The sequence below is a fragment of the Agrococcus sp. GW821-FHT14H11 genome, from assembly GCF_058803545.1.
In genome coordinates, this window is record NZ_JBXAPA010000003.1 from 115402 (window position 1) to 134573 (window position 19172).

Annotated in this window: 18 protein-coding genes and 4 tRNA genes; 10 read left to right on the forward strand and 12 right to left on the reverse strand. The window is 73.7% G+C overall.

The features are described 5' to 3' along the window. The first annotated feature begins 37 nt into the window (after positions 1 to 37). Entirely contained in the window at positions 38 to 487 is a 450-nt protein-coding gene (locus tag AC1RNL_RS04475; protein WP_492934566.1) for a hypothetical protein, read from the forward strand. Continuing rightward, entirely contained in the window at positions 484 to 1281 is a 798-nt protein-coding gene (locus AC1RNL_RS04480) for an ADP-dependent NAD(P)H-hydrate dehydratase (protein ID WP_492934567.1), read from the forward strand. Before AC1RNL_RS04475 ends, AC1RNL_RS04480 begins: the two co-directional genes overlap by 4 nt. Here AC1RNL_RS04480 and AC1RNL_RS04485 read toward each other — a convergent pair. The 5 genes from AC1RNL_RS04485 to AC1RNL_RS04505 all read right to left on the reverse strand — a co-directional run bounded on the left by AC1RNL_RS04485 (position 1271) and on the right by AC1RNL_RS04505 (position 8042). After that, positions 1271 to 2773 (reverse strand): DUF7059 domain-containing protein, encoded by a 1503-nt coding sequence (locus tag AC1RNL_RS04485; RefSeq protein WP_492934568.1) that lies wholly within the window; start codon positions 2771 to 2773, stop codon positions 1271 to 1273. The two genes, AC1RNL_RS04480 and AC1RNL_RS04485, sit on opposite strands and share 11 nt — an antisense overlap. 41 nt (positions 2774 to 2814) lie before the next feature. Then, on the reverse strand, positions 2815 to 4953 hold the full coding sequence (locus AC1RNL_RS04490; RefSeq protein WP_492934569.1) for a 3-hydroxyacyl-CoA dehydrogenase NAD-binding domain-containing protein: 2139 nt from the start codon (positions 4951 to 4953) through the stop codon (positions 2815 to 2817). Further along, positions 4953 to 6137: a thiolase family protein gene (locus tag AC1RNL_RS04495; RefSeq protein ID WP_396131274.1), complete on the reverse strand. Its 1185-nt coding sequence runs from the start codon at positions 6135 to 6137 to the stop codon at positions 4953 to 4955. Before AC1RNL_RS04495 ends, AC1RNL_RS04490 begins: the two co-directional genes overlap by 1 nt. 95 nt (positions 6138 to 6232) lie before the next feature. Continuing rightward, on the reverse strand, positions 6233 to 7453 hold the full coding sequence (locus AC1RNL_RS04500) for an HRDC domain-containing protein (RefSeq protein WP_492934570.1): 1221 nt from the start codon (positions 7451 to 7453) through the stop codon (positions 6233 to 6235). Further along, positions 7446 to 8042 carry a DUF3000 domain-containing protein gene (locus tag AC1RNL_RS04505; RefSeq protein WP_128189143.1) on the reverse strand — a complete coding sequence of 199 codons (597 nt, stop codon included), beginning with the start codon at positions 8040 to 8042 and terminating at the stop codon, positions 7446 to 7448. Before AC1RNL_RS04505 ends, AC1RNL_RS04500 begins: the two co-directional genes overlap by 8 nt. Before the next feature lie 22 nt (positions 8043 to 8064). Here AC1RNL_RS04505 and AC1RNL_RS04510 point away from each other — a divergent pair, with 22 nt between their 5' ends. Further along, positions 8065 to 9240, forward strand: a complete 1176-nt coding sequence (locus tag AC1RNL_RS04510; RefSeq protein WP_492934571.1) for an alpha/beta hydrolase family protein — start codon at positions 8065 to 8067, stop codon at positions 9238 to 9240. A 1-nt stretch (position 9241) separates the two neighbouring features. Here AC1RNL_RS04510 and AC1RNL_RS04515 read toward each other — a convergent pair whose 3' ends face one another. Together AC1RNL_RS04515 and AC1RNL_RS04520 are read right to left on the reverse strand one after the other, a co-directional pair. Next, positions 9242 to 9658 carry a SufE family protein gene (locus AC1RNL_RS04515; protein WP_128189145.1) on the reverse strand — a complete coding sequence of 139 codons (417 nt, stop codon included), beginning with the start codon at positions 9656 to 9658 and terminating at the stop codon, positions 9242 to 9244. After that, entirely contained in the window at positions 9655 to 10545 is an 891-nt protein-coding gene (locus AC1RNL_RS04520; protein WP_400530415.1) for a sulfurtransferase, read from the reverse strand. The genes AC1RNL_RS04515 and AC1RNL_RS04520 overlap by 4 nt, the downstream gene beginning before the upstream one ends. A gap of 120 nt (positions 10546 to 10665) precedes the next feature. On the opposite strand from AC1RNL_RS04520, the gene zapE reads away from it, so the two are divergent. Beyond that, positions 10666 to 11667: a cell division protein ZapE gene (zapE, locus tag AC1RNL_RS04525; RefSeq protein ID WP_128189147.1), complete on the forward strand. Its 1002-nt coding sequence runs from the start codon at positions 10666 to 10668 to the stop codon at positions 11665 to 11667. On the opposite strand, the gene AC1RNL_RS04530 is transcribed toward zapE, so the two are convergent. Beyond that, positions 11664 to 12866 (reverse strand): Na+/H+ antiporter NhaA, encoded by a 1203-nt coding sequence (locus AC1RNL_RS04530; protein WP_246991182.1) that lies wholly within the window; start codon positions 12864 to 12866, stop codon positions 11664 to 11666. The genes zapE and AC1RNL_RS04530 overlap by 4 nt on opposite strands. Positions 12867 to 13033: 167 nt before the next feature. Between AC1RNL_RS04530 and AC1RNL_RS04535 the strand changes: the two genes are divergently transcribed. Continuing rightward, positions 13034 to 14266 (forward strand): ammonium transporter, encoded by a 1233-nt coding sequence (locus AC1RNL_RS04535; RefSeq protein ID WP_128189149.1) that lies wholly within the window; start codon positions 13034 to 13036, stop codon positions 14264 to 14266. 52 nt (positions 14267 to 14318) lie between these two features. Here the strand turns inward: AC1RNL_RS04535 and AC1RNL_RS04540 are convergent, their stop codons facing one another. After that, the gene (locus AC1RNL_RS04540) at positions 14319 to 14996 is read right to left on the reverse strand and encodes an SDR family NAD(P)-dependent oxidoreductase (RefSeq protein WP_146356246.1); all 678 of its coding nucleotides are present in this window, start codon (positions 14994 to 14996) and stop codon (positions 14319 to 14321) included. A 108-nt stretch (positions 14997 to 15104) separates the two neighbouring features. On the opposite strand from AC1RNL_RS04540, the gene AC1RNL_RS04545 reads away from it, so the two are divergent. Beyond that, a complete protein-coding gene (locus AC1RNL_RS04545) occupies positions 15105 to 15473 on the forward strand; it encodes a four-helix bundle copper-binding protein (protein WP_492934572.1) in 369 nt (122 codons plus the stop codon). Positions 15474 to 15532: 59 nt separating this feature from the next. Here the strand turns inward: AC1RNL_RS04545 and AC1RNL_RS04550 are convergent. Next, positions 15533 to 15605, reverse strand: a tRNA-Val gene (locus AC1RNL_RS04550). A 157-nt stretch (positions 15606 to 15762) separates the two neighbouring features. On the opposite strand from AC1RNL_RS04550, the gene AC1RNL_RS04555 reads away from it, so the two are divergent. The 3 genes from AC1RNL_RS04555 to AC1RNL_RS04565 all read left to right on the forward strand — a co-directional run bounded on the left by AC1RNL_RS04555 (position 15763) and on the right by AC1RNL_RS04565 (position 16031). After that, positions 15763 to 15834: transfer RNA gene (locus AC1RNL_RS04555), tRNA-Gly, on the forward strand. 37 nt (positions 15835 to 15871) lie between these two features. Further along, positions 15872 to 15942: transfer RNA gene (locus AC1RNL_RS04560), tRNA-Cys, on the forward strand. A 14-nt stretch (positions 15943 to 15956) separates the two neighbouring features. Continuing rightward, a tRNA-Val gene (locus AC1RNL_RS04565) sits at positions 15957 to 16031 on the forward strand. Positions 16032 to 16067: 36 nt separating this feature from the next. Here the strand turns inward: AC1RNL_RS04565 and AC1RNL_RS04570 are convergent. Then, entirely contained in the window at positions 16068 to 16532 is a 465-nt protein-coding gene (locus AC1RNL_RS04570) for a hypothetical protein (RefSeq protein ID WP_492934573.1), read from the reverse strand. Then, positions 16529 to 17074 (reverse strand): COG4315 family predicted lipoprotein, encoded by a 546-nt coding sequence (locus AC1RNL_RS04575; protein WP_492934574.1) that lies wholly within the window; start codon positions 17072 to 17074, stop codon positions 16529 to 16531. Before AC1RNL_RS04575 ends, AC1RNL_RS04570 begins: the two co-directional genes overlap by 4 nt. Before the next feature lie 107 nt (positions 17075 to 17181). Here AC1RNL_RS04575 and thrS point away from each other — a divergent pair, with 107 nt between their 5' ends. Further along, entirely contained in the window at positions 17182 to 19092 is a 1911-nt protein-coding gene (thrS, locus tag AC1RNL_RS04580) for a threonine--tRNA ligase (RefSeq protein ID WP_400530769.1), read from the forward strand. Positions 19093 to 19172 lie beyond the last annotated feature (80 nt).

Consider the following 19172-nt stretch of genomic DNA (forward strand, 5'->3'; position numbering starts at 1 on the left):
GCGCGCCCGAGCGGCCGGATGCGGTTCCCTGCCGCGCATGGACGACACCGCCTCCTCCGCGCCCGATCCCGGGCGCGTGCCCAGCCGACCCATCCGCGCGCGCGACGCCGACGACCCGCTCGAGGTCGCGCGCGGGCTCGTGCAGCACGGCCTCGTGCGCCGGCTCTGGATCCTGCTGCTCACCCCGGGCGGCACGCTGCTGCCGCAGCTGCAGCAGGTCGACGGCATCCCGGTCTGCCCGGACGCCTACGCCGTGCTCGGGCTCCGCGGGCTCCTCGGCCGCATCGCCGAGCCCGAGCGGGAGATCGCCGTCGTGCTCGAGCGGCCCGGCGCCGCTCGGCCGACGCCCGACGACTGGGCGTGGCACGACGCCGTCGCGCGGGCGGCGCGAGGGCAGGCGCTGCCGCTGCGCTCGGTGCTGCTCGCGCACAGCGCCGACGTCGACCGCATGGAGCCCGACCCGCCGCCGCGTACGCTGGCGGCATGACGTGGCTGCGCGCCCCCGGTGCCGAGGACGACAAGCGATCGATGGGCGTGGTCGGCGTCGTGACGGGCTCCGAGCGCTACCCGGGCGCCGCCGTGCTGGGCGTCGAGGCGGCGTGGCGCACGGGCGCCGGCATGGTGCGGCTCTGGGCGCCCCGGCGCGTGCAGGACCTCGTGCTCGCGCGGCGGCCGGAGACGGTGTGCCACGCGCTCGACGAGGCGCCCGCCGACGTGCGCGCGTGGGTGCTCGGCTCGGGGCAGGACGCTCGCGAGCGCGGCCCGGCGCTGCGATCGCTCCTGCTCGAGGCGCTCGGCTCCGGCGCGCCGTGCGTCGTCGACGCGGGCGCCCTCGACCTCGCCGCGCGGCACGCGGGCCCCGTCGTCGCGACGCCGCACGCCGCCGAGCTGCGGCGGTCGCTCGCGGGGCTCGGCATCGACGAGGACGACGAGCGGATGCGCGCGGCGCGGCTCGCCGACGCGCTCGGCGCCGTCGTGGTCGAGAAGGGCGCCGCGACGCGCGTCGTCGCCCCCGGCGGCCGCTCGGCCACCGTGCAGGCGCCGACGCACCGGCTGGCGACGGCCGGCACCGGCGATGTGCTCGCGGGACTGCTCGGGGCGATGCTCGCCGCGCGCGCCGACGACGCCGCCGATCCCGCGACGCTCGCGCGCATCGCCGTCGAGGGCGTCGAGCTCCACGGCGAGGCTGCCGCGGCCGCGGCAGCCGGCGGCCGTCCGATCACCGCGCTCGACGTCGCCGAGCACCTGCCCGGCGCGGTGGCGGCGCGGCTCAGTCGCTGACGGGCCGCAGGAAGCCCGTCACGACCAGCTCGCGCACGCGCGGCAGCAGGTCGGCGGCGAGGACGCCCTCGTCGACCTCGAGGAGCGCCGCGATCGCATCGACGAGCGTGCCGACGGGCAGCTCGCCGTCGCACGCGCCGACGAGCCCGGCGAGCGCCGTGTCGACCGACACGGTGCGGCCGAGCCCGCCGCCCTGGCGCAGCTCGATGACCGTCGGCCCGTTCGCGCCGGGGCGCTGGTGGCGCACCTCGGTGACGTCGGGGGCGACCTGCAGGTGCTCGGCGGCCAGTGCCGCGTCGTCGAGCTGGGCGAGCCACTCGCCCGCGGCGAACGCCTCGGCGAGGTGCGCGCCGGCGCGCTCGAGCGCGATCGGCTGCGGCAGGCGCTCGAATCGCGCTGTGCACCGCCCCGCCGCCGGCGACTGGAGGGCGAGCCAGCCCATCCCCACCGCGTCGACGCCGCGCCGCTCGAAGTCGTCGAGCCAGGCGCCGAGCAGCCGGTCGTGGTCGGGGTCGCGGGGGAGCGTGCCGCCGTCGCGCAGCCAGAGCGCCGCGTACCGGGCCGGATCGAGCGACTCGCGCTCGATCGCCCAGACGTCGAGCGACGCATCCGCCCACTCCTCGACGCGCGCGAGCCCGTCGCGGCCCCCGACGGCCTCCCAGTTGCCGAGCAGCCGCGCGGCGCCGCCGGGCCGCAGGTGCGCGCCGAGCCCCTGCACGACCTCCGCCATGAGCGCGTCGCCCGTGCGCCCGCCGTCGCGGTACTCGTAGGCCGGCACGCCCTCGGCGCGCGGCGTGATGACGAACGGGGGATTGGATGCGACGAGGTCGAAGCGCTCGCCCTCGACCGGCTCGTAGAGCGATCCCAGTCGCGTCTCGATGCCGTCGACGCCGTTGAGCGCCGCGTTGAGGCGGGTGAGGTGCAGCGCGCGCTCGGAGACGTCGGTGGCGACGACCCGGTCGGCGAGGCGCCGCAGGTGCAGCGCGATCACGCCGCAGCCGGTGCCGAGGTCGAGCGCGGCGCCGCAGCGCACCGGCGGCAGCAGCGCCGCGAGCGTGCGCGCCGCGCCGCCGACGCCGAGCACGTGGTCGGGCCGCAGCCGCGAGACGCCCGAGAGCTCGTCGAGGTCGCTCGCGATCCACCACTCGCCGACGCCGAGCGCGTCGCGGAACGCCGTCGGGCGCACGGCGAGGAGCGGCCGGGCCGTGGCGCCCTCGACGGCGACGAGGCCGAGCGCGACCGCGCCGTCCACGCCGAGCGCCGGCAGCGCATCCGCGAGCTCCGCCGTCGGCACGCGGTCGCCGAGCACGAGGGCGCGCAGCAGCGTGGAGCGCGGGCCGGGCGAGCGCAGCGCTGCGCGTCGCGCGGGCGCGGCCACCATCCGGCCGAGCGCCGCCTGCGCGGCGTCGCCGACGAGCGCGGCGACGCCCCCGCCCGTGAGATCCGCTGCTGCGAGATCACGGGCGAGGGCGTCGACGAGGGCGCGTTCCACCGTGCCAGTCTGCCGGAGTCCTGGGGCTCGGGTCGTGAGCCTCAGGCCTTCGGGCCGGCGATCGGCGGCTGGTGGAAGGTGCCGCCGAACACGCGCTCGGAGGCGCCGACGCGGTCGAGGTACGGCGTGATGCCGCCCATCTGGAACGGCCAGCCCGCGCCGAGGATCATGCACAGGTCGATGTCCTCGGCGGCCTCGACGACATGGTCGTCGAGCATGCGCTTGATCTCGTCGGCGAGGCCGTCCTCGATGCGCACGCGCAGCTCGTCGGCCGAGAGCGCGACGGCGCCCGCGGGACGGTGCTTCGCCACGATCCTCCGGGCCCGCTTGTCGATCCCCTTAACCTCGCCCTTGCCGTCCTTCTCGAGCAGGATGCCCTGCTCGGCGAGCTCGTGCAGCGCCTTCGACTCGAAGAAGCGGTCGGGGAAGGCGCCGTGGTGCGTGTCGAGCACGTGCGCGCCGACCTTGAGCCCGACGAGGTCGAGCAGCACGAACGGGTCCATCGGGAAGCCGAACGCGCGCTGCGCCTCGACGACGTCCTCGAAGGAGGAGCCCTGCTCGACCGCGTGCATCGCCTCGCCGAGCAGCTTCGCGAGCACCCGGTTGACGACGAACCCGGGGGTGTCGCGCGTGATGACGGCGTTCTTCTTCAGGTCCTTCGCGACGCGCATCGCGGTCGCGAGGGTCGCGTCGTCGGTCGCGGGCGTGCGCACCACCTCGATGAGCGGCATGACCGCCACGGGGTTGAAGAAGTGGAAGCCGACGAGGCGCTCGGGGTGCGCGAGCCGCGCGCCGATCTGCTCGACCGACAGGCTCGAGGTGTTCGTCGCGATGACGGCCGTCTCCGACAGGTGCGGCTCGACCTCGGCGAAGACCTGCTGCTTGACGCCCAGCTCCTCGAACACCGCCTCGATCACCCAGTCGCAGCCGGCGAAGTCGGCCTTGTCGACCGTGCCGGAGATGAGCGCGCTGAGGCGCTGCTGCTCGTCGGTGGTGATGCGGCCCTTGCCCGCGAGCGCGTCGATCTCGCCGCGGATGCGCGCCACGGCCGCGTCGACGCGGCCCTGGTCGAGGTCGGTGATGACGACCGGCACCTGGAGGCGCCGCAGGAACAGCAGCGCGAACTGGCTGGCCATGAGCCCCGCGCCGATGATGCCGACCTTCGTCACGGGCTTCGCGAGCGCCGCGTCGGGCGCGCCGGCCGGGCGCTTCGCCCGCTTCTGCACGAGGTCGAAGGCGTAGATCGAGGCCGCGAACTGGTCGCCCGGGATGAGGTCGGCGAGCGCCGCGTCCTCGGCCGCGAAGCCGGCCGCGCGGTCGTTCTTCCTGGCCAGCTCGATCACGTCGAGGGCGCGGTAGGGCGCGAGGGCGACCTTCCCGATCCGCTTCTCGAGCGTCTCGCGCGCGATCTTCAGGACGATCGGCCACTTCACCGTGCGCTCGAGCGTGCCGGGCACGTGCGGGCGGTCGACCTTCGCGCCGCCCAGCACCCCGTCGGCCCAGCGGAGCGACGACTCCAGGAAGCTCGCGGGTCCGAACATCGCGTCGGCGATGCCGAGCTCGAGCGCGTCCGCGGGCTTCAGCACGCGCTGCTTGAGCGGGTTCTCGATGATCACCTTGAGCGCCCGCTCAATGCCGATCAGGTTCGGCAGGATCGTCGCGCCGCCCCAGCCGGGCACGAGGCCGAGGAACGTCTCGGGCAGCGCCACGGCGGGAGCCGCCGAGCTGATGGTGCGGTAGTCGGCGTTGAGCCCGATCTCGAGGCCGCCGCCGAGGGCGAGGCCGTTGATGAAGACGAAGGTCGGCACGGGCGCCTCGTGGAGGAGGCCGAGCACGCGGTGGCCGAGCCTCGGCAGCTCGGCGGCCGTCTCGCGGTCGGGCAGGCTGCCGACGTTCGACAGGTCTGCGCCGGCGGCGAGGAAGTAGGGCTTGCCGGTGACCGCGATCGCGTCGACCTCGCCGGCGGCGCCGCGGGCGCGCTGCGCCTCGAGGGTGTCGCCGAGCTCGAAGAGCGTCGCGGGGCCGAGGGTCGAGGGCCGCGTGTGGTCGCGCCCGTTGTCGAGCGTGATGAGGGCGAGCGTCCTGCCGGAGGCGAGCTGCACGTCGCGCACGTGGCTGTGCGTGACGACCTCGTCGAACTCGGCGGCCGCGAGCCGCGGGAACTCGTCGCGGATGGCCATCAGATGCCCTTCCCGTAGCGCTTGTGGTGCGGGTTCTCCCAGATGACGGTGCCGCCCTGGCCGAGGCCGACGCACATCGCGGTGATGCCGAAGCGCACGTCGGGACGCTGCTCGAACTGCCGCGCGAGCTGGAGCATGAGGCGCACGCCGGAGGAGGCGAGCGGGTGGCCGATCGCGATCGCGCCGCCCCACGGGTTGACGCGCGGGTCGTCGTCGGCGATGCCGAAGTGGTCGGTGAACGAGAGCACCTGCACGGCGAACGCCTCGTTCAGCTCGAACAGGCCGATGTCCTCGATCGACAGCCCGGCCTTCTTGAGCGCCTTCTCCGTCGACGGCACCGGGCCGATGCCCATGATGTCGGGGTCGACGCCGGCGAAGCCGAACGAGACCATCCGCATCTTCGTCGTCAGCCCGTGCTCCTTCGCGGCGGCGGCCGAGGCGATGATCGACATCGTCGCGCCGTCGTTCAGGCCGGATGCGTTGCCGGCGGTCACGCGGCCGTGGTCGCGGAACGGCGTCTTCAGTCCCGCGAGGCCCTCCATCGTCGTCTCGGGGCGCGGCGCCTCGTCGGCCGTGGCGAGCCCCCAGCCGGCGGCGGACTGCGTCGCGACCGGGATGAGGTCGTGCTGGATGTGGCCGGCGGCGAGCGCCGCGGCGTACTTCTGCTGCGACCCGAGCGCGAAGCGGTCGGCCCGCTCCTTCGTCAGGTGCGGGAAGCGGTCGTGGATGCGCTCGGCCGTCTTGCCCATGTTGAGCGCGTCCATCGAGACGAGCTTCTCGGCGACGAAGCGGGGGTTCGGGTCGGCGTCGAGGCCCATCGGGTGCCGGCCCATGTGCTCGACGCCGCCGGCGACGGCGATGTCGTAGGCGCCGAAGGCGATGCCGCCGGCGACCGCGGTGACCGCCGTCATCGCGCCCGCGCACATGCGGTCGATCGCGTAGCCGGGCACCGAGACGGGGAGCCCCGCGAGCATGCCGACGGTGCGGCCGAGGGTGAGGCCCTGGTCGCCGGTCTGCGTGGTCGCGGCGACCGCGACCTCGTCGATGCGCTCGAGCGGCAGGCTCGGGTTGCGCTCGAGCAGTCCCGTGAGCGCCTTGACCGCGAGGTCGTCCGCTCGGGTCTGCCAGTACATGCCCTTCTCGCCCGCGCGCCCGAATGGGGTGCGGACGCCGTCCACGAACACGACGTCGTCGTCAGCCACGATGCCTCCTGATTGGGGGTGATTGCGGCACCAGTGTAGGAACGCGCCCCCGGGCCCGACGCGGCGGTTGCCGCTTCCTACGAGGAGGGCTCGGAGGGCTGGGCGGGCGCTTGGTCTGCCTCTACAAACGCGGCGGCGATGCTCTGTGCGGTCGCCGCAACCTGCCACGGGCGCGCATCGCGGGCCCGGAGCGCCTCGGCGACCGCCAGCTCCGTGGGCTCGATCGGCTCCCACGCGACCCGCCGCAGCGCATCCGGGGTGAGCAGGTTCTCGGCCGGCATCGCGAGCTCCTCGGCCACCGCCTGCACGGCGGCGCGGGCGCGCTGCAGGCGCAGGTCGGCCTCCGGGCGCCGGCTCTTCCAGAACCGGGGCGGCGGTGGCTCGTCCGAGCGCACGCGCAGCACCGGCAGGTCGTCGCTCGCGCGGCCCGCCTCGATCGCCGCCCACCAGCGGTCGAGCTCGCTGCGGCTCGCGCGACCGGTGAAGTCCTTGCGCGCGGCGAGGCGGCCCTTCGCCTCGATGTCGGCCATCGCGGCGGCGAGCAGCGAGCGGTCGGGCACGAGCCGGCCCGGCGCGGTGTCGGTCTCGCGGGCGAGCGCGTCGCGCGCGAGCCACAGCTCGCGGGCGACGGCGAGCTGGCGGCGGTCGCGGATCGCGTGGATGCCCGAGAGCCTGCGCCACGGCTCCTCCGCGGGGGGCTTCGGCCGGCGGGCGAGCGCGTAGGCGAACTCCTGCTCGGCGATCTCCTGCTTGCCCTGGGCCTCGAGCTCCGCCGCCAGCGCGTCGCGCGCATCCGGCAGCACCTCGACGTCGAGCGCCGCGTACTCCAGCCACGAGCGGGGGATGGGCCGGGCCGACCAGTCGCTCGCGCCGTGCTCCTTGCGCAGGCGCAGGCCCACGAGCCGCTCGGTGACGGCGGCGAGGCCGACGCGCTCGAAGCCCGCGATCCGCGCGCCGAGCTCGGTGTCGAACAGGGTGACCGGCTCGAGGCCGACCTCGCGCAGGCACGGGAGGTCCTGGCTCGCGGCGTGGATGATCCACTCCTCGCCGCCGATCGCGTCCTGGATCGGCGACAGGTCGTCGATCGCGGTCGGGTCGATTAGCACGGTGCCGGTGCCGCGCCGGTGGAGCTGCACGAGGTAGGCCTTCGCGGTGTAGCGGAAGCCGTTCGCGCGCTCGGCGTCGACGGCGACCGGGCCCTCGCCCGCGTGCAGCCGCTCGGCCGCGCGAGCCAGCGCATCCGCGTCCTCGATGACGTCGAGCGGGCCCGACGCCACCGCCTCGGGCAGCTCAGCCACGCGTGCGCCTGTGCGCGTCGAGGCCCGCGGCGCCCGGCTGCACCGGCAGGCCGGCGATCGCGCACAGGAGGTCGGTCCAGGCGGTGAGGTGCGCGCCGAAGTCGTGGCCGGTCGGCGTCCACGACGCGCGCAGCTCGATCTGGGCGCCGTCGCCCTGCGCGGCGAGCTCGCCGAAGCCGCTCGAGAGGATCTTGGTCGCGGTGCCCGACTCCGAGTGGTACTCGGCGCCGCGCTGCTCGAGCGCCTCGAGCAGGTAGGTCCAGGTGACCTCGGCGAGGAACGGGTCGACGCCGATCTCGGGGTCCTGCGAGGCCTGCGTGAAGCTGACGATGCGGAAGTCGCCGCCCCAGGCCTCGGGCTCCTCCGGGTCGTGCATGAGGATGAAGCGGCCGGTGCCCAGGTCGGAGTCGCGGCCGTGGCTCGTCACGCCGACGTCGGCGGCGATGGCGAACGAGAAGGGCGCGATGCGACCGGGCGCCGGGATCTCGCGCACCGAGAGCTCGGAGCGCAGCTCAGCCCTGCGCAGCTGGTCGATGGCAGCGCGGAAGGCCTCCGGCTCGGGGGCGGGGGCTGCACTGCTCGTGTCCACCCGGCAAGACTACGATCGCACCGTGACGACCCGAGCGAGGCGCGCCGCCGCATCCACCCGCCCCGCGAGGCTCGCGATGGCCGCAGGCGGGGTGGTGGTCGCGGGCGCCGCCCTCGCCGTGACCGGTGCCTCCGCGGCGCTCGCCTCCATGCTCGTCACCCCGCCGCGGGAGCTCGTCGACGACATCCGGGTGCTCGGCCTCGACGAGCGCGGCGTGCGGCTCGGGCGCACCCCCGACACGGGGCTGCCGGGCCTGTACGCGCTGTGGGTGGGGGAGCGGCTCGTGGTGCTCGGACCCGTCGTGGCCGAGGACGCGCACAGCGTCGTGCGGGCGGTCGACGCGGGCGCCCGCGAGGTGCTCGACGGCGTGGCGTCCGCGCGGTGGTCGGGCTACGCCGTGCATCGGCCCGAGGAGGTGGCGGATGCGGTGGAGACCGTCGACGTCGCCACCGAGGTGGGCCCCGCGCCCGCGTGGATCATGGGCGACCAGGCGGCCGCCACCTGGTGCATCCAGGTGCACGGCCGCGGCGTCACGCGACGCGAGACGATCCGGGCCGCGCCCGTGTTCCTCGAGCGCGGCATGCCCGTGATGGCGGTCTCGTACCGCAACGACACCGAGGCGCCGCCGAGCGGCGACGGCAAGTTCCGGCTCGGGCTCGACGAGTGGCGCGACGTCGACGACGCGATCGGCTTCGCGGTCGCGCGCGGCGCCCGCCGCATCGTGCTCATGGGCTGGTCGATGGGCGGCCAGATCGCGCTGCAGCTCGCGCGCCGCTCCCGGCACCGCCGCCGCATCGTGGGGCTCGTGCTCGACTCGCCGGTGGTCTCGTGGCGCGCCACGCTGCTGCTGCAGGTCGCGATCGCCAAGATGCCCGCCTGGCTGGTCGACACCGCCGTGGGCCTCCTCGAGTCGCCTGCGGCCGCGCTCAGCGGCAGCCGCAGCCTCGACTTCGACGAGCTCGACAACGTGCTGCACGCCGACGCCCTGTCGCAGCCCATCCTGCTGCTCCACTCGGCCGACGACGGGTTCGTGCCTGCCGACGCCTCGCGGGCGCTCGCCGAGGCGCGGCCCGACATCGTCGACTACCGGGAGTGGCGGACGGCCCGGCACACGAAGCTGTGGAACCTCGACCGGGCGCGCTACGAGCAGCAGATCCGCGGCTGGCTCGACGAGCACCGGATCGCGCCGCTCGACTGAGTCAGCGCTCCCGCACCTGCCGCTGGATGCGTCCGAGCATCCCGGCCATGCCGCGCAGGCGCAGCGGCGAGATCACGCGGTCGAGGCCGAGCAGGCGCGGCATGTCGGCGGGCACCGCGAGCACCTCGTCGCGGCTCGCGCCCTCGAGGCCCTGCGCGAGGATCGAGGCGAAGCCCCGCGTCGTCGGCGCCTCCGCGGGCGCGGTGGCGTGCACGTGCACCGCGTCGTCGACCTCGACGAACAGGTAGACGGGCGACTGGCACTCGGCGACACGCTCCAGGAGGTCGGGGTGGTCGGCGTAGCGCTGGGGCAGCTCGGGCAGCTCGTCGGCGAACTCGAGCAGCAGCTGCAGCCGGTCGCGCTCCTCGACGGCCTGGAAGTCGTCGACGGTGCGCTGCAGGGCAGGGGTGAGCGTCATCGCGCGGGCACCTCGCCGGGCTCGGAGCCGACCACGATCGGCACGCCCACGAGCGAGCCCCACTCGGTCCAGGAGCCGTCGTAGTTGCGCACCTTCGGCAGGCCGAGCAGGTGCGTGAGCACGAACCAGGTGTGGCTCGAGCGCTCGCCGATGCGGCAGTAGGCGATCACGTCGTCGGCGTCGCGCAGGCCGGCGCCGTCGAGGTAGACGGCCTCGAGCTCCTCGCGCGAGCGGAACGTGCCGTCCTCGTGCACGGCGCGGCCCCACGGCACGCTCGCGGCGCTCGGGATGTGCCCCGCGCGCAGCGCGCCCTCGTCGGGGTAGGCCGGCGCCGTGGTGCGCTCGCCGGAGTACTCCTCGGGGCTGCGCACGTCGACGAGCGGGCGGCCGAGGTGCGCGAGCACGTCGTCGCGGAAGGCCCGCAGCGTGCGGTCGTCGCGCGCCACGACCGGGTAGTCGACCGCGGGCCGGCGCGAGGGCTCCCGCGTGAGCTCGCGGCCCTCCGCGATCCACTTGTCGCGCCCGCCGTCCATGATGCGCGTGCGGTCGTGCCCGTAGAGCGCGAAGACCCAGAGCGCGTACGTCGCCCACCAGTTGGCCTTGTCGCCGTAGAAGACGACGGTGGTGTCGCGCCCGATGCCCTTCTCTCCCAGCAGGCGCGCGAACGCCTCGGGGGTGAGGTAGTCGCGCATCACCGGGTCGTTGAGCTCGGTGTGCCAGTCGACCTTCACCGCGCCCGGGATGTGGCCGACCTCGTAGAGCAGCACGTCCTCGTCGGACTCGACCACCACCACGTCGGGGTCGTCGAGGTGCGCGGCCACCCACTCGGTGGAGACCAGGCGCTCCGGCGCGGCGTACTCGGCGAAGCGGGGCTCCGACTCGGTCATGGCGACTCCTTCCGCACCGCGCGCGCACGCGGCTGTCCTGCCTGACTAGGCTCGTCCGGGGGAACGCCATCCTCCCACCGAAACTTCCCCGGACGCCGACGCGTCGACGAAGGAGCGCCCATGCCAGCACCGATCTCGCTCGTCGAGCGCCGCCCCGAGGCCAGCGCGGAGCAGATCGTCGCGGGCCTCACGCCGCCGCCGCAGTTCGACGGCGCGACGTTCGAGTCGTACCGGCCCGACCCCGCGCATCCGTCGCAGGCCGAGGCGCTCGAGCGGATGCAGGAGCTCGTGACGGCGTGGACGTCGCCGAAGCGCTCCCTGTTCCGCAAGGCGCCCGAGGTGCGGCCGGGCATCTACCTCGACGGCGGCTTCGGCGTCGGCAAGACGCACCTGCTCGCCTCGCTGTGGAAGGCGATGCCCGGGCCGAAGGTGTTCGGCACGTTCATCGAGTACACCGCGCTCGTCGGCGCGCTCGGCTACGCCGAGACGGTGCGGGCGCTGCAGGGCTCGCGGATCGTCTGCATCGACGAGTTCGAGCTCGACGACCCGGGCGACACGATGGTGATGACCCGCCTGCTCGGCGAGCTCGTCGCCGGCGGCTCGAAGCTCGCGGCCACGAGCAACACGCCGCCGAACGCGCTCGGGGAGGGCCGGTTCGCGGCCTCCGACTTCCTGCGCGAGATCCAGGCGATCGCCGACCGCTTCCAGATCATGCGGATCGACGGCGACGACTACCGCCACCGCGACATCACCGGGCACGCCCCGGTCACGCCCGACGACCGCATCGAGGCGGAGCTCGCGGGCCTCGACGGCACGGTCGCGGTCGACGACTTCCGCGCGCTCGTCGCGCACCTGTCGAAGGTGCACCCGTCGCGCTACATCGGGCTCGTCGAGGGGCTGCAGGGGCTGGGCCTGCGCGACGTCGAGGTGCTGCACGACCAGAACGACGCGCTGCGGTTCGTCGCGCTCGTCGACCGCCTCTACGACGCGCAGGTCGTGCTGCGGGCGAGCGGCACGAGCCTCGACCGCGTCTTCAGCGAGGAGATGCTCGGCGGCGGCTACCGCAAGAAGTACCTGCGTGCCATCTCGCGCCTCGTGGCGCTGGCGAACGAGACCGCCTAGCCCACCCCGTCGGTGCGCCGCAGGTACTCCTCGGCGTCGCGGGCGCGGATCTCGGCCGTCTCGACGTCGGGGTAGCGGCGGTTCAGGAGCGCCAGGTAGGTCGCGCCGAGGATCGCCGCGATGAGCGAGCCGGCGAGCACGCCGAGCGTGCCCTCGGTGATGAGCTCGGGGGTCGTGCGGTGGGCGAGCTCGTTCATGAGCAGCGCGACCGTGAAGCCGATGCCGCCGAGCAGGCTGATGCCGAGCAGCTCGCGCAGCAGCACGCGGCCGCCCTTCGGCACGCGCAGCGCCCACTGGCCGAGCAGGCCGGCCGCCGTGATGCCGATGAGCTTGCCGAGCGGCAGGGCGACGACGATCGCCCAGAAGACGGGGCTGAGCTCGCCGAGCGGCACCTGCGGGATCATCACCGACGCGGCCGTGAACGCGAACACCGGCAGCACGATGCCGTTCGTGAACGGCTCGAGCTTCTCGCGCGCCGACTCGGCGGGGGCGGGGGAGAGCACGAGGCCGAGCGCGACGCCCGCGATGGTGGCGTGGATGCCGCTCATCGCGACGAGCCACCACGTGACGGCGGCGACCACGAGCAGCAGGATGCGCAGCGGCCAGCTGCCGCGCTTGCCGCGGTAGGCGCGGCCGAGCAGCCAGAAGGCGACGACGCCGACCGCGGCGAGCCCGAGCAGCGGCAGCGAGAGCGACTCGGTGAAGAAGACCGCGATGAAGAGGATGCCGATGAGGTCGTCGATCACCGCGAGGGCGAGCAGCAGCGCGCGCACGCGCGACGGCAGGCGCTTCGCGACGAGCGCGAGCACGCCGAGCGCGAAGGCGATGTCGGTCGCGGTGGGGATCGGCCAGCCGCGCGCGCCGTCGGCGCCGGCCAGGTTCAGGTAGATGAGCGCCGGCACCGCGACGCCGCCGAGCGCGGCGATGGTCGGCACAGCGGCCTTCGAGACGCTGCTGAGGTCGCCCTGCGTGAACTCGTAGCGCAACTCGATCGCGACGACGAAGAAGAACACGACGAGCAGCCCGTCGGTCACCCAGTGCGCGGCCGAGAGGTCGAGCCCGAAGACCGTGAACGGCAGGTGCATGTGCTTCAGCGCGTCGAGGCCCGGGCCGAGGCCGGTGTTGGCGATGACGAGACCGAGGATCGCCGCACCGAGGAGGAGCATCGCCGACACCTGCGGGTTCCTGATCCACGTCATGGGATCCATCCTGGCATCCGGCCGCATGCCCGCCGTCGCCCGAAACGCGCCCGAAACACGGTCGCGCATCCGTAACCGAGACGAAACGCGAGCGCGCCCGCCGGCGAAACCGCGCGGGGTGATCCTCAGAGCAGTCCCTTCCCGCGGATACCCCCAAGGAGCACCTCATGGATGCAGGCAGCATGGCCTTCGGCGTCGTCGCGACAGCACTCGTGCTGTTCATGACGCCCGGCCTCGCGTTCTTCTACGGCGGCCTCGTGCGCGCCAAGAGCGTCATCAGCATGATGATGATGTCGTTCGGGGCCATCGGCCTCGTCGGCACCCTCTGGATCCTGTACGGATTCAACATGGCGGCCGTCGAGTCGCCGCTGCAGTTCTCGGGCAACCCGTTCAGCGACCTCGGCCTCGCCGCCCTCGCCGCGGGCGAGAGCGCCAACACCGACCTGATCGGCGTCGCCTACGGCTCGACCTTCGCGATCATCACGGTCGCCCTCATCTCCGGCGCCATCGCCGACCGCGCCAAGTTCGGCGCCTGGATGCTCTTCGCCGGCGTCTTCGCCACCCTCGGCTACTTCCCCATCGCCGCGTGGGTGTGGGGCGGCGGCTGGGCCTACTCGCTCGGCGAGATGCTGGGCCTGCCCTCCGTCATCGACTACGCCGGCGGCACCGCGGTGCACATCAACGCCGGCGCGGCGGCCCTCGCGCTCACCTTCGTGCTCGGCAAGCGCATCGGCTTCACGAAGGGCGCCCACAAGCCGCACAACGTGCCGTTCGTGATCCTCGGCGCGAGCATCCTGTGGTTCGGATGGTTCGGCTTCAACGTGGGTGCGGAGTGGCTCAACGGCCTCGGCAACGCGGGTCTCATCACGCTCAACACGCTCGGCGCGACCGCCGCGGCGATCTGCGCCTGGCTGCTCGTCGAGAAGCTGAAGGACGGCAAGCCCACCTCCGTCGGCGCCGCCTCGGGCGCCGTCGCGGGCCTCGTCGCCATCACTCCCGCGTGCGCCAACCTCACGCCCGGCTGGGCGCTGCTGCTCGGCGTCATCGCCGGCGCCGTCTGCGCCCTCGCGGTGGAGCTCAAGTGGAAGCTCGGCTTCGACGACTCGCTCGACGTGGTCGGCATCCACCTCGTCGGCGGCCTCATCGGCACGCTCTACCTCGGCTTCTTCGCGACCGAGACGGGCCTGTTCCTCGGCGGCGGTCCCGGCCAGCTGGCCGTGCAGGTCATCGCGGCCGTGGGCGTCATGGTCTACGCCTTCGTCGTCGCCTTCGTGATCGGCTTCGCGATCGAGAAGACGATCGGCTTCCGCGTCAAGAACGAGGACGAGCTGGCCGGCGTCGACCAGATCGTGCACGGCGAGGACGCGTACGGCTACGAGCTGGAGCGCGACCGCGTCTGACGCGCTCGAATCGCGGGAGGGGCCGGCGGGAGCCGGCCCCTCCTCGCGTGCGTCAGAGGGCGACGGAGCCGCGCACCCGGTGGCCGGTCGCGATCGACTCGCCGGAGGTCGTCGACCGCGGGGAGAGCAGGAACGCGACGAGCGCGGCGATCTGCTCGGGCGACGACTCGCCGGGCTTCCCGTGCGCGACGTCGTCGGCGGGCTCGGCGGTGACCGGGCCCGGGTTCACGACGTTGACGGCCACGCCCGTGCCGGCCAGCTCGTCGGCGAGGTGCTTCGCCGCGATGATGAGCGCGGCGTTGCGCACCGAGCCGGTGATGCTGCCCGTGATCAGCGCGTTCTGGCCGCTCACGCCCACGATGCGGCCGAAGCCGGCGTCGCGCATCGGCGCCTTCGCGGCGTTCGCGAGCCGCAGGAACGTCATCGCCTTCGCGTCGACGGCCTCCACGACCTGCGCGGGGTCGGAGCTGCGGGCGGGGTCGAGCGTCTGCGCGGGCGGCGCGGCGGCGACGACGAGGCCGTCGAGGCGGCCGTGCTGCTCGAGCACGCTCGCGACGGCGCCGGCGACGGATGCGTCGTCGGCGGCATCGAGGCGGAGGTCGGCGCCCTCGCCGCGGGCGGCGGTCAGCACGGTCGCGCCCTCGGCGCGCAGCACGTCGGCGACGGCGCCGCCGATGAGGCCGGTGCCTCCGACGACGAGGACGACACGGTCGTTCAGCTGGAGATCCATGGCTCGACGCTAACGGGCCGAGGGCGTTCGTGGGGGACATCCAGGCTCCGGGCGTACCGTCGCCCGCGAACCGATGCGCGGGCATCGAGCCCGCCGAGAGGAGCGATGATGCACCACGGACACGAGCACGAGCACGAGCAGGGCGCCGGCGGCGCGGAGGTCGGCAGCCACGCGGCCCACGTCGCCGAGCTGGAGGCGTGCGCCGCGGCGTGCCGCGAGTGCGCCCGCGCCGACCGGCAGGAGGGCATGGACGACTGCGCGGTGATGTGCGAGGCGTGCGCCGACCTCTGCGAGGTGACGGCACGCATCCTCTCCCGCGAGGTGCCGCTGCCGCAGCAGGCGCGCGACGCGCTGCTGGCCGCGTGCGCCGCGGTCTGCCGCGCCTGCGCGGCCGAGTGCCGACGGCACGACGCCGAGCACTGCCGGGCGTGCGCCGAGGCGTGCGAGCAGTGCGCCCAGGCGTGCGAGGCGGCCTGAGCCGCGCCCGAGCGGATACGACGAAGGCCCCGGCGGATCGCCGGGGCCTTCGGTCTCGGTGGGCGATACCAGACTCGAACTGATGACCTCTTCCGTGTGAAGGAAGCGCGCTACCAACTGCGCCAATCGCCCGTGCCGCGCGAAGCGGACCGCACAAGTCTGCCACATCCGCGGGCGCGCGCGTGACCATCCCCGGACGTCCGGCGGCGGATGCGCGACACGTGCGGGGCGATTTGGACATGCGGCTCGAGCGCGGGTATAGTCATGCGAGTGCTCAGCGATGAGCCCCGCGGATGTGGCGCAGTGGTAGCGCATCACCTTGCCAAGGTGAGGGTCGCGAGTTCGAATCTCGTCATCCGCTCGACAGCAATGTCATGAGAGTCAATCTCACACCACCTGGTGGGGTGGCCGAGTGGTGAGGCAGCGGCCTGCAAAGCCGTCTACGCGGGTTCGAATCCCGTCTCCACCTCGAGCACCCACTGAGGGCGATTGGCGCAGCGGTAGCGCGCTTCCCTGACACGGAAGAGGTCACTGGTTCGAACCCAGTATCGCCCACCAGGCAGAACCCCCGGATCCCCGGGGGTTTCTTCTTGCCTACGCGCAGCCGTGCGTGGCGATGGCGGCGCAGCGCTCGAGCGTCCATCCGCCAGCTCCGTATCGGTCGAAGTCGGTCGTCGTGTGCACCGCGATCCTCGACGCGCCCTCCTCCACGACGGCGAAGCTGACGATCGGATCGCCCTCGACGGTCGGCGACGACCAGGCCAGCGCAGCCGCGCCGCCCGCGGCGAGCGCCTCGCCGATGCACGCGATCGCGGCATCGGGCAGCGCCTCGCCCTGGTCGAGCTCCAGCTCGCCGCACGTGGCCTCGGCCTGCACCGCGTCGGGCGCGTCGCCGAGGGCGCGAGCCGCGACGATGGGCTCCGCGGGCGGCGTGCCGGTGGGGAAGACCGTGCCGGCGGAGACCACGGGAGCGGTCGGGTCGCCCGCGCCCGGCGAGGCGCAGGCCGCAAGCGCCAGCGAAGCGATCGCGATGCCGGCCGCCGCCGCGCGGCGGATCACGGCGCCCGCTCCCCGCTCGGCGTGACGACCCACCAGAGGCCGCCGTGCGTCGCGACGTCGTGGCACCGCACCTCGCCCGGCCCCTCGTGCGCGTAGAAGTAGAGCGGATGCCCGCCGTAGGTGACCTGCACCGCACCGTCGGCGCGCACGGTGCTGCCGAGCAGCGCCGGGTCGACGCCGCCGGCGGCCGTCGGCTCGCCGACCGTAAGCACGGGAGGCCATGCGACGGCGCAGTCGCCGGTGCACTGCGACTCGGGCGAGACGTCGCGCTCCCAGATGTAGACGACCTGGTCGCCCGGGCCCCACAGGATCTCGCCGAACTCGCTGGTCGCGGTCGAGATCGCGGTGCCGGCAGGCTCCGCCGCAGGGTCGGACGGAGGGCCGGGCTCGCTCGCCGTCGGGGTCGCGGACGCTCGTGGGCCGGCGGTCGTCACGACCGGCTCCGGCGCCGTGCCCGTGGGAAGCGCGCCGCCGGGGGCGGCGCACGCGGCGAGCAGCAGCATCGCGAGCGCGATGCCGGCGATCGACGACGACCGGGGCATGTCGCGAGCGTACCGATCGCGGACCGCGCGAGACAGGGCATCCCGCGATCTACGATGGTCTGGTGACCACCGGATTCGACCTCTTCTCCGACCGTGCCGTCGTCGCCATGCGCGTCGACGGCGAGCTGCAGGACCTCGCCCGCGAGGTGACCGAGACGGCGACGGTCGAGCCGGTGACGATCGACAGCCCCGACGGCCTCGACATCCTCCGCCACTCCGCCGCGCACGTGCTCGCGCAGGCCGTGCAGCGCGTGAACCCCGAGGCGCGGCTCGGCATCGGCCCGCCCGTGCAGGACGGCTTCTACTACGACTTCGACGTCGCCGAGCCCTTCTCGAGCGACGACCTGAAGGCCCTGCAGAAGGAGATGGAGCGCATCGTCAAGGCGGGGCAGCGCTTCGTGCGCCGCACCGTCACCGACGACGAGGCGCGCGCCGAGCTCGCCGACGAGCCCTACAAGCTCGAGCTCATCGGGCTGAAGGGCGGCGCGGCGACGGCTGCCGAGGGCGCCTCGGTCGAGGTCGGCGCGGGCGAGCTCACGATCTACGACAACGTCGACCCGAAGTCCGGCGAGGTGGCCTGGAAGGACCTCTGCCGCGGCCCGCACCTGCCGTCGACGCGGCTCATCGGCAACGGCTTCGCGCTCATGCGCGTCGCGGGCGCCTACTGGCGCGGCAAGACCGACCTGCCCCAGCTGCAGCGCATCTACGGCACCGCGTGGCCGTCGAAGGACGAGCTCCGCGCCTACCAGCAGCGCCTCGAGGAGGCCGCGAAGCGCGACCACCGCAAGCTCGGGCGCGAGCTCGACCTGTTCTCCTTCCCGGAGGAGGTCGGCTCAGGACTGTCGGTGTGGCACCCGCGCGGCGCGATCGCGCGCGGCGAGATGGAGCAGCACGCGCGGCGCCGGCACATCGAGCAGGGCTACAGCTACGTCTACACGCCGCACATCACGAAGCGCGACCTCTTCGTCACCTCGAACCACCTCGTCACCTACGGCGAGGGCATGTGGCCGCCCATCCACATGGACGAGGAGCGCGACGAGGAGGGCAATGTCACGAAGCCGGGCGTCGACTACTACCTGAAGCCGATGAACTGCCCGATGCACATCCTCATCTACAAGGAGCGCTCGCGCAGCTACCGCGATCTGCCGCTGCGGCTGGCCGAGAACGGCACCGTCTACCGCAACGAGCTCTCGGGCGCGCTGCACGGCCTGACCCGCGTGCGCGGCTTCACGCAGGACGACGCGCACCTGTTCGTCACCCCCGAGCAGCTCGAGGAGGAGACCGCGAAGGTCCTCGAGTTCGTGCTGTCGCTGCTGAGCGACTTCGGCCTCACCGACTTCCGCCTCGAGCTGTCGATGCGCGACGACGAGAAGGAGAAGTGGATCGGCGACGAGGCCATCTGGGAGACGGCGACGGATGCGCTGCGGCGCGTCGCGCGCTCGACCGGGCTGGAGCTCGTGGAGGAGCCGGGCGAGGCCGCGTTCTACGGCCCCAAGATCGACCTCAAGGTGACCGACGCGATCGGCCGCTCGTGGCAGCTGTCGACCGTGCAGCTCGACTTCAACCTGCCCGAGCGCTTCGAGCTCGAGTACGCCGCCGCCGACGGCTCGAAGCAGCGCCCGATCATGATCCACCGCGCGCTCTTCGGCTCGATCGAGCGGTTCTTCGCGATCCTGCTCGAGCACTACGCGGGCGCGTTCCCGGTGTGGCTCGCGCCCGTGCAGGTCGTGGGCGTGCCGGTCGCCGAGGACTACGCCGACTACCTCGACGAGGTGGCGGCGAAGCTGCGCGCGCGCGGCGTGCGGGTCGAGGTCGACCGCAGCGACGAGCGCATGCAGAAGAAGATCCGCACGCACACGCTCATGAAGGTGCCGTTCCAGCTCATCGCCGGCGGCCAGGACCGCGACGCGGGCAGCGTCTCGTTCCGCTTCCGCGACGGCACGCAGGACAACGGCGTGCCCGTCGACGAGGCGGTGCGCCGCATCGTCGAGGCCATCGAGACGAAGGCGCACGTGTGACCGACGAGCCGCGCGACCTCGATGAGCCGGCGGAACGGGCGGCCGTCCACCGCGACGCGCTGCCGGCCTTCGACCCGGCG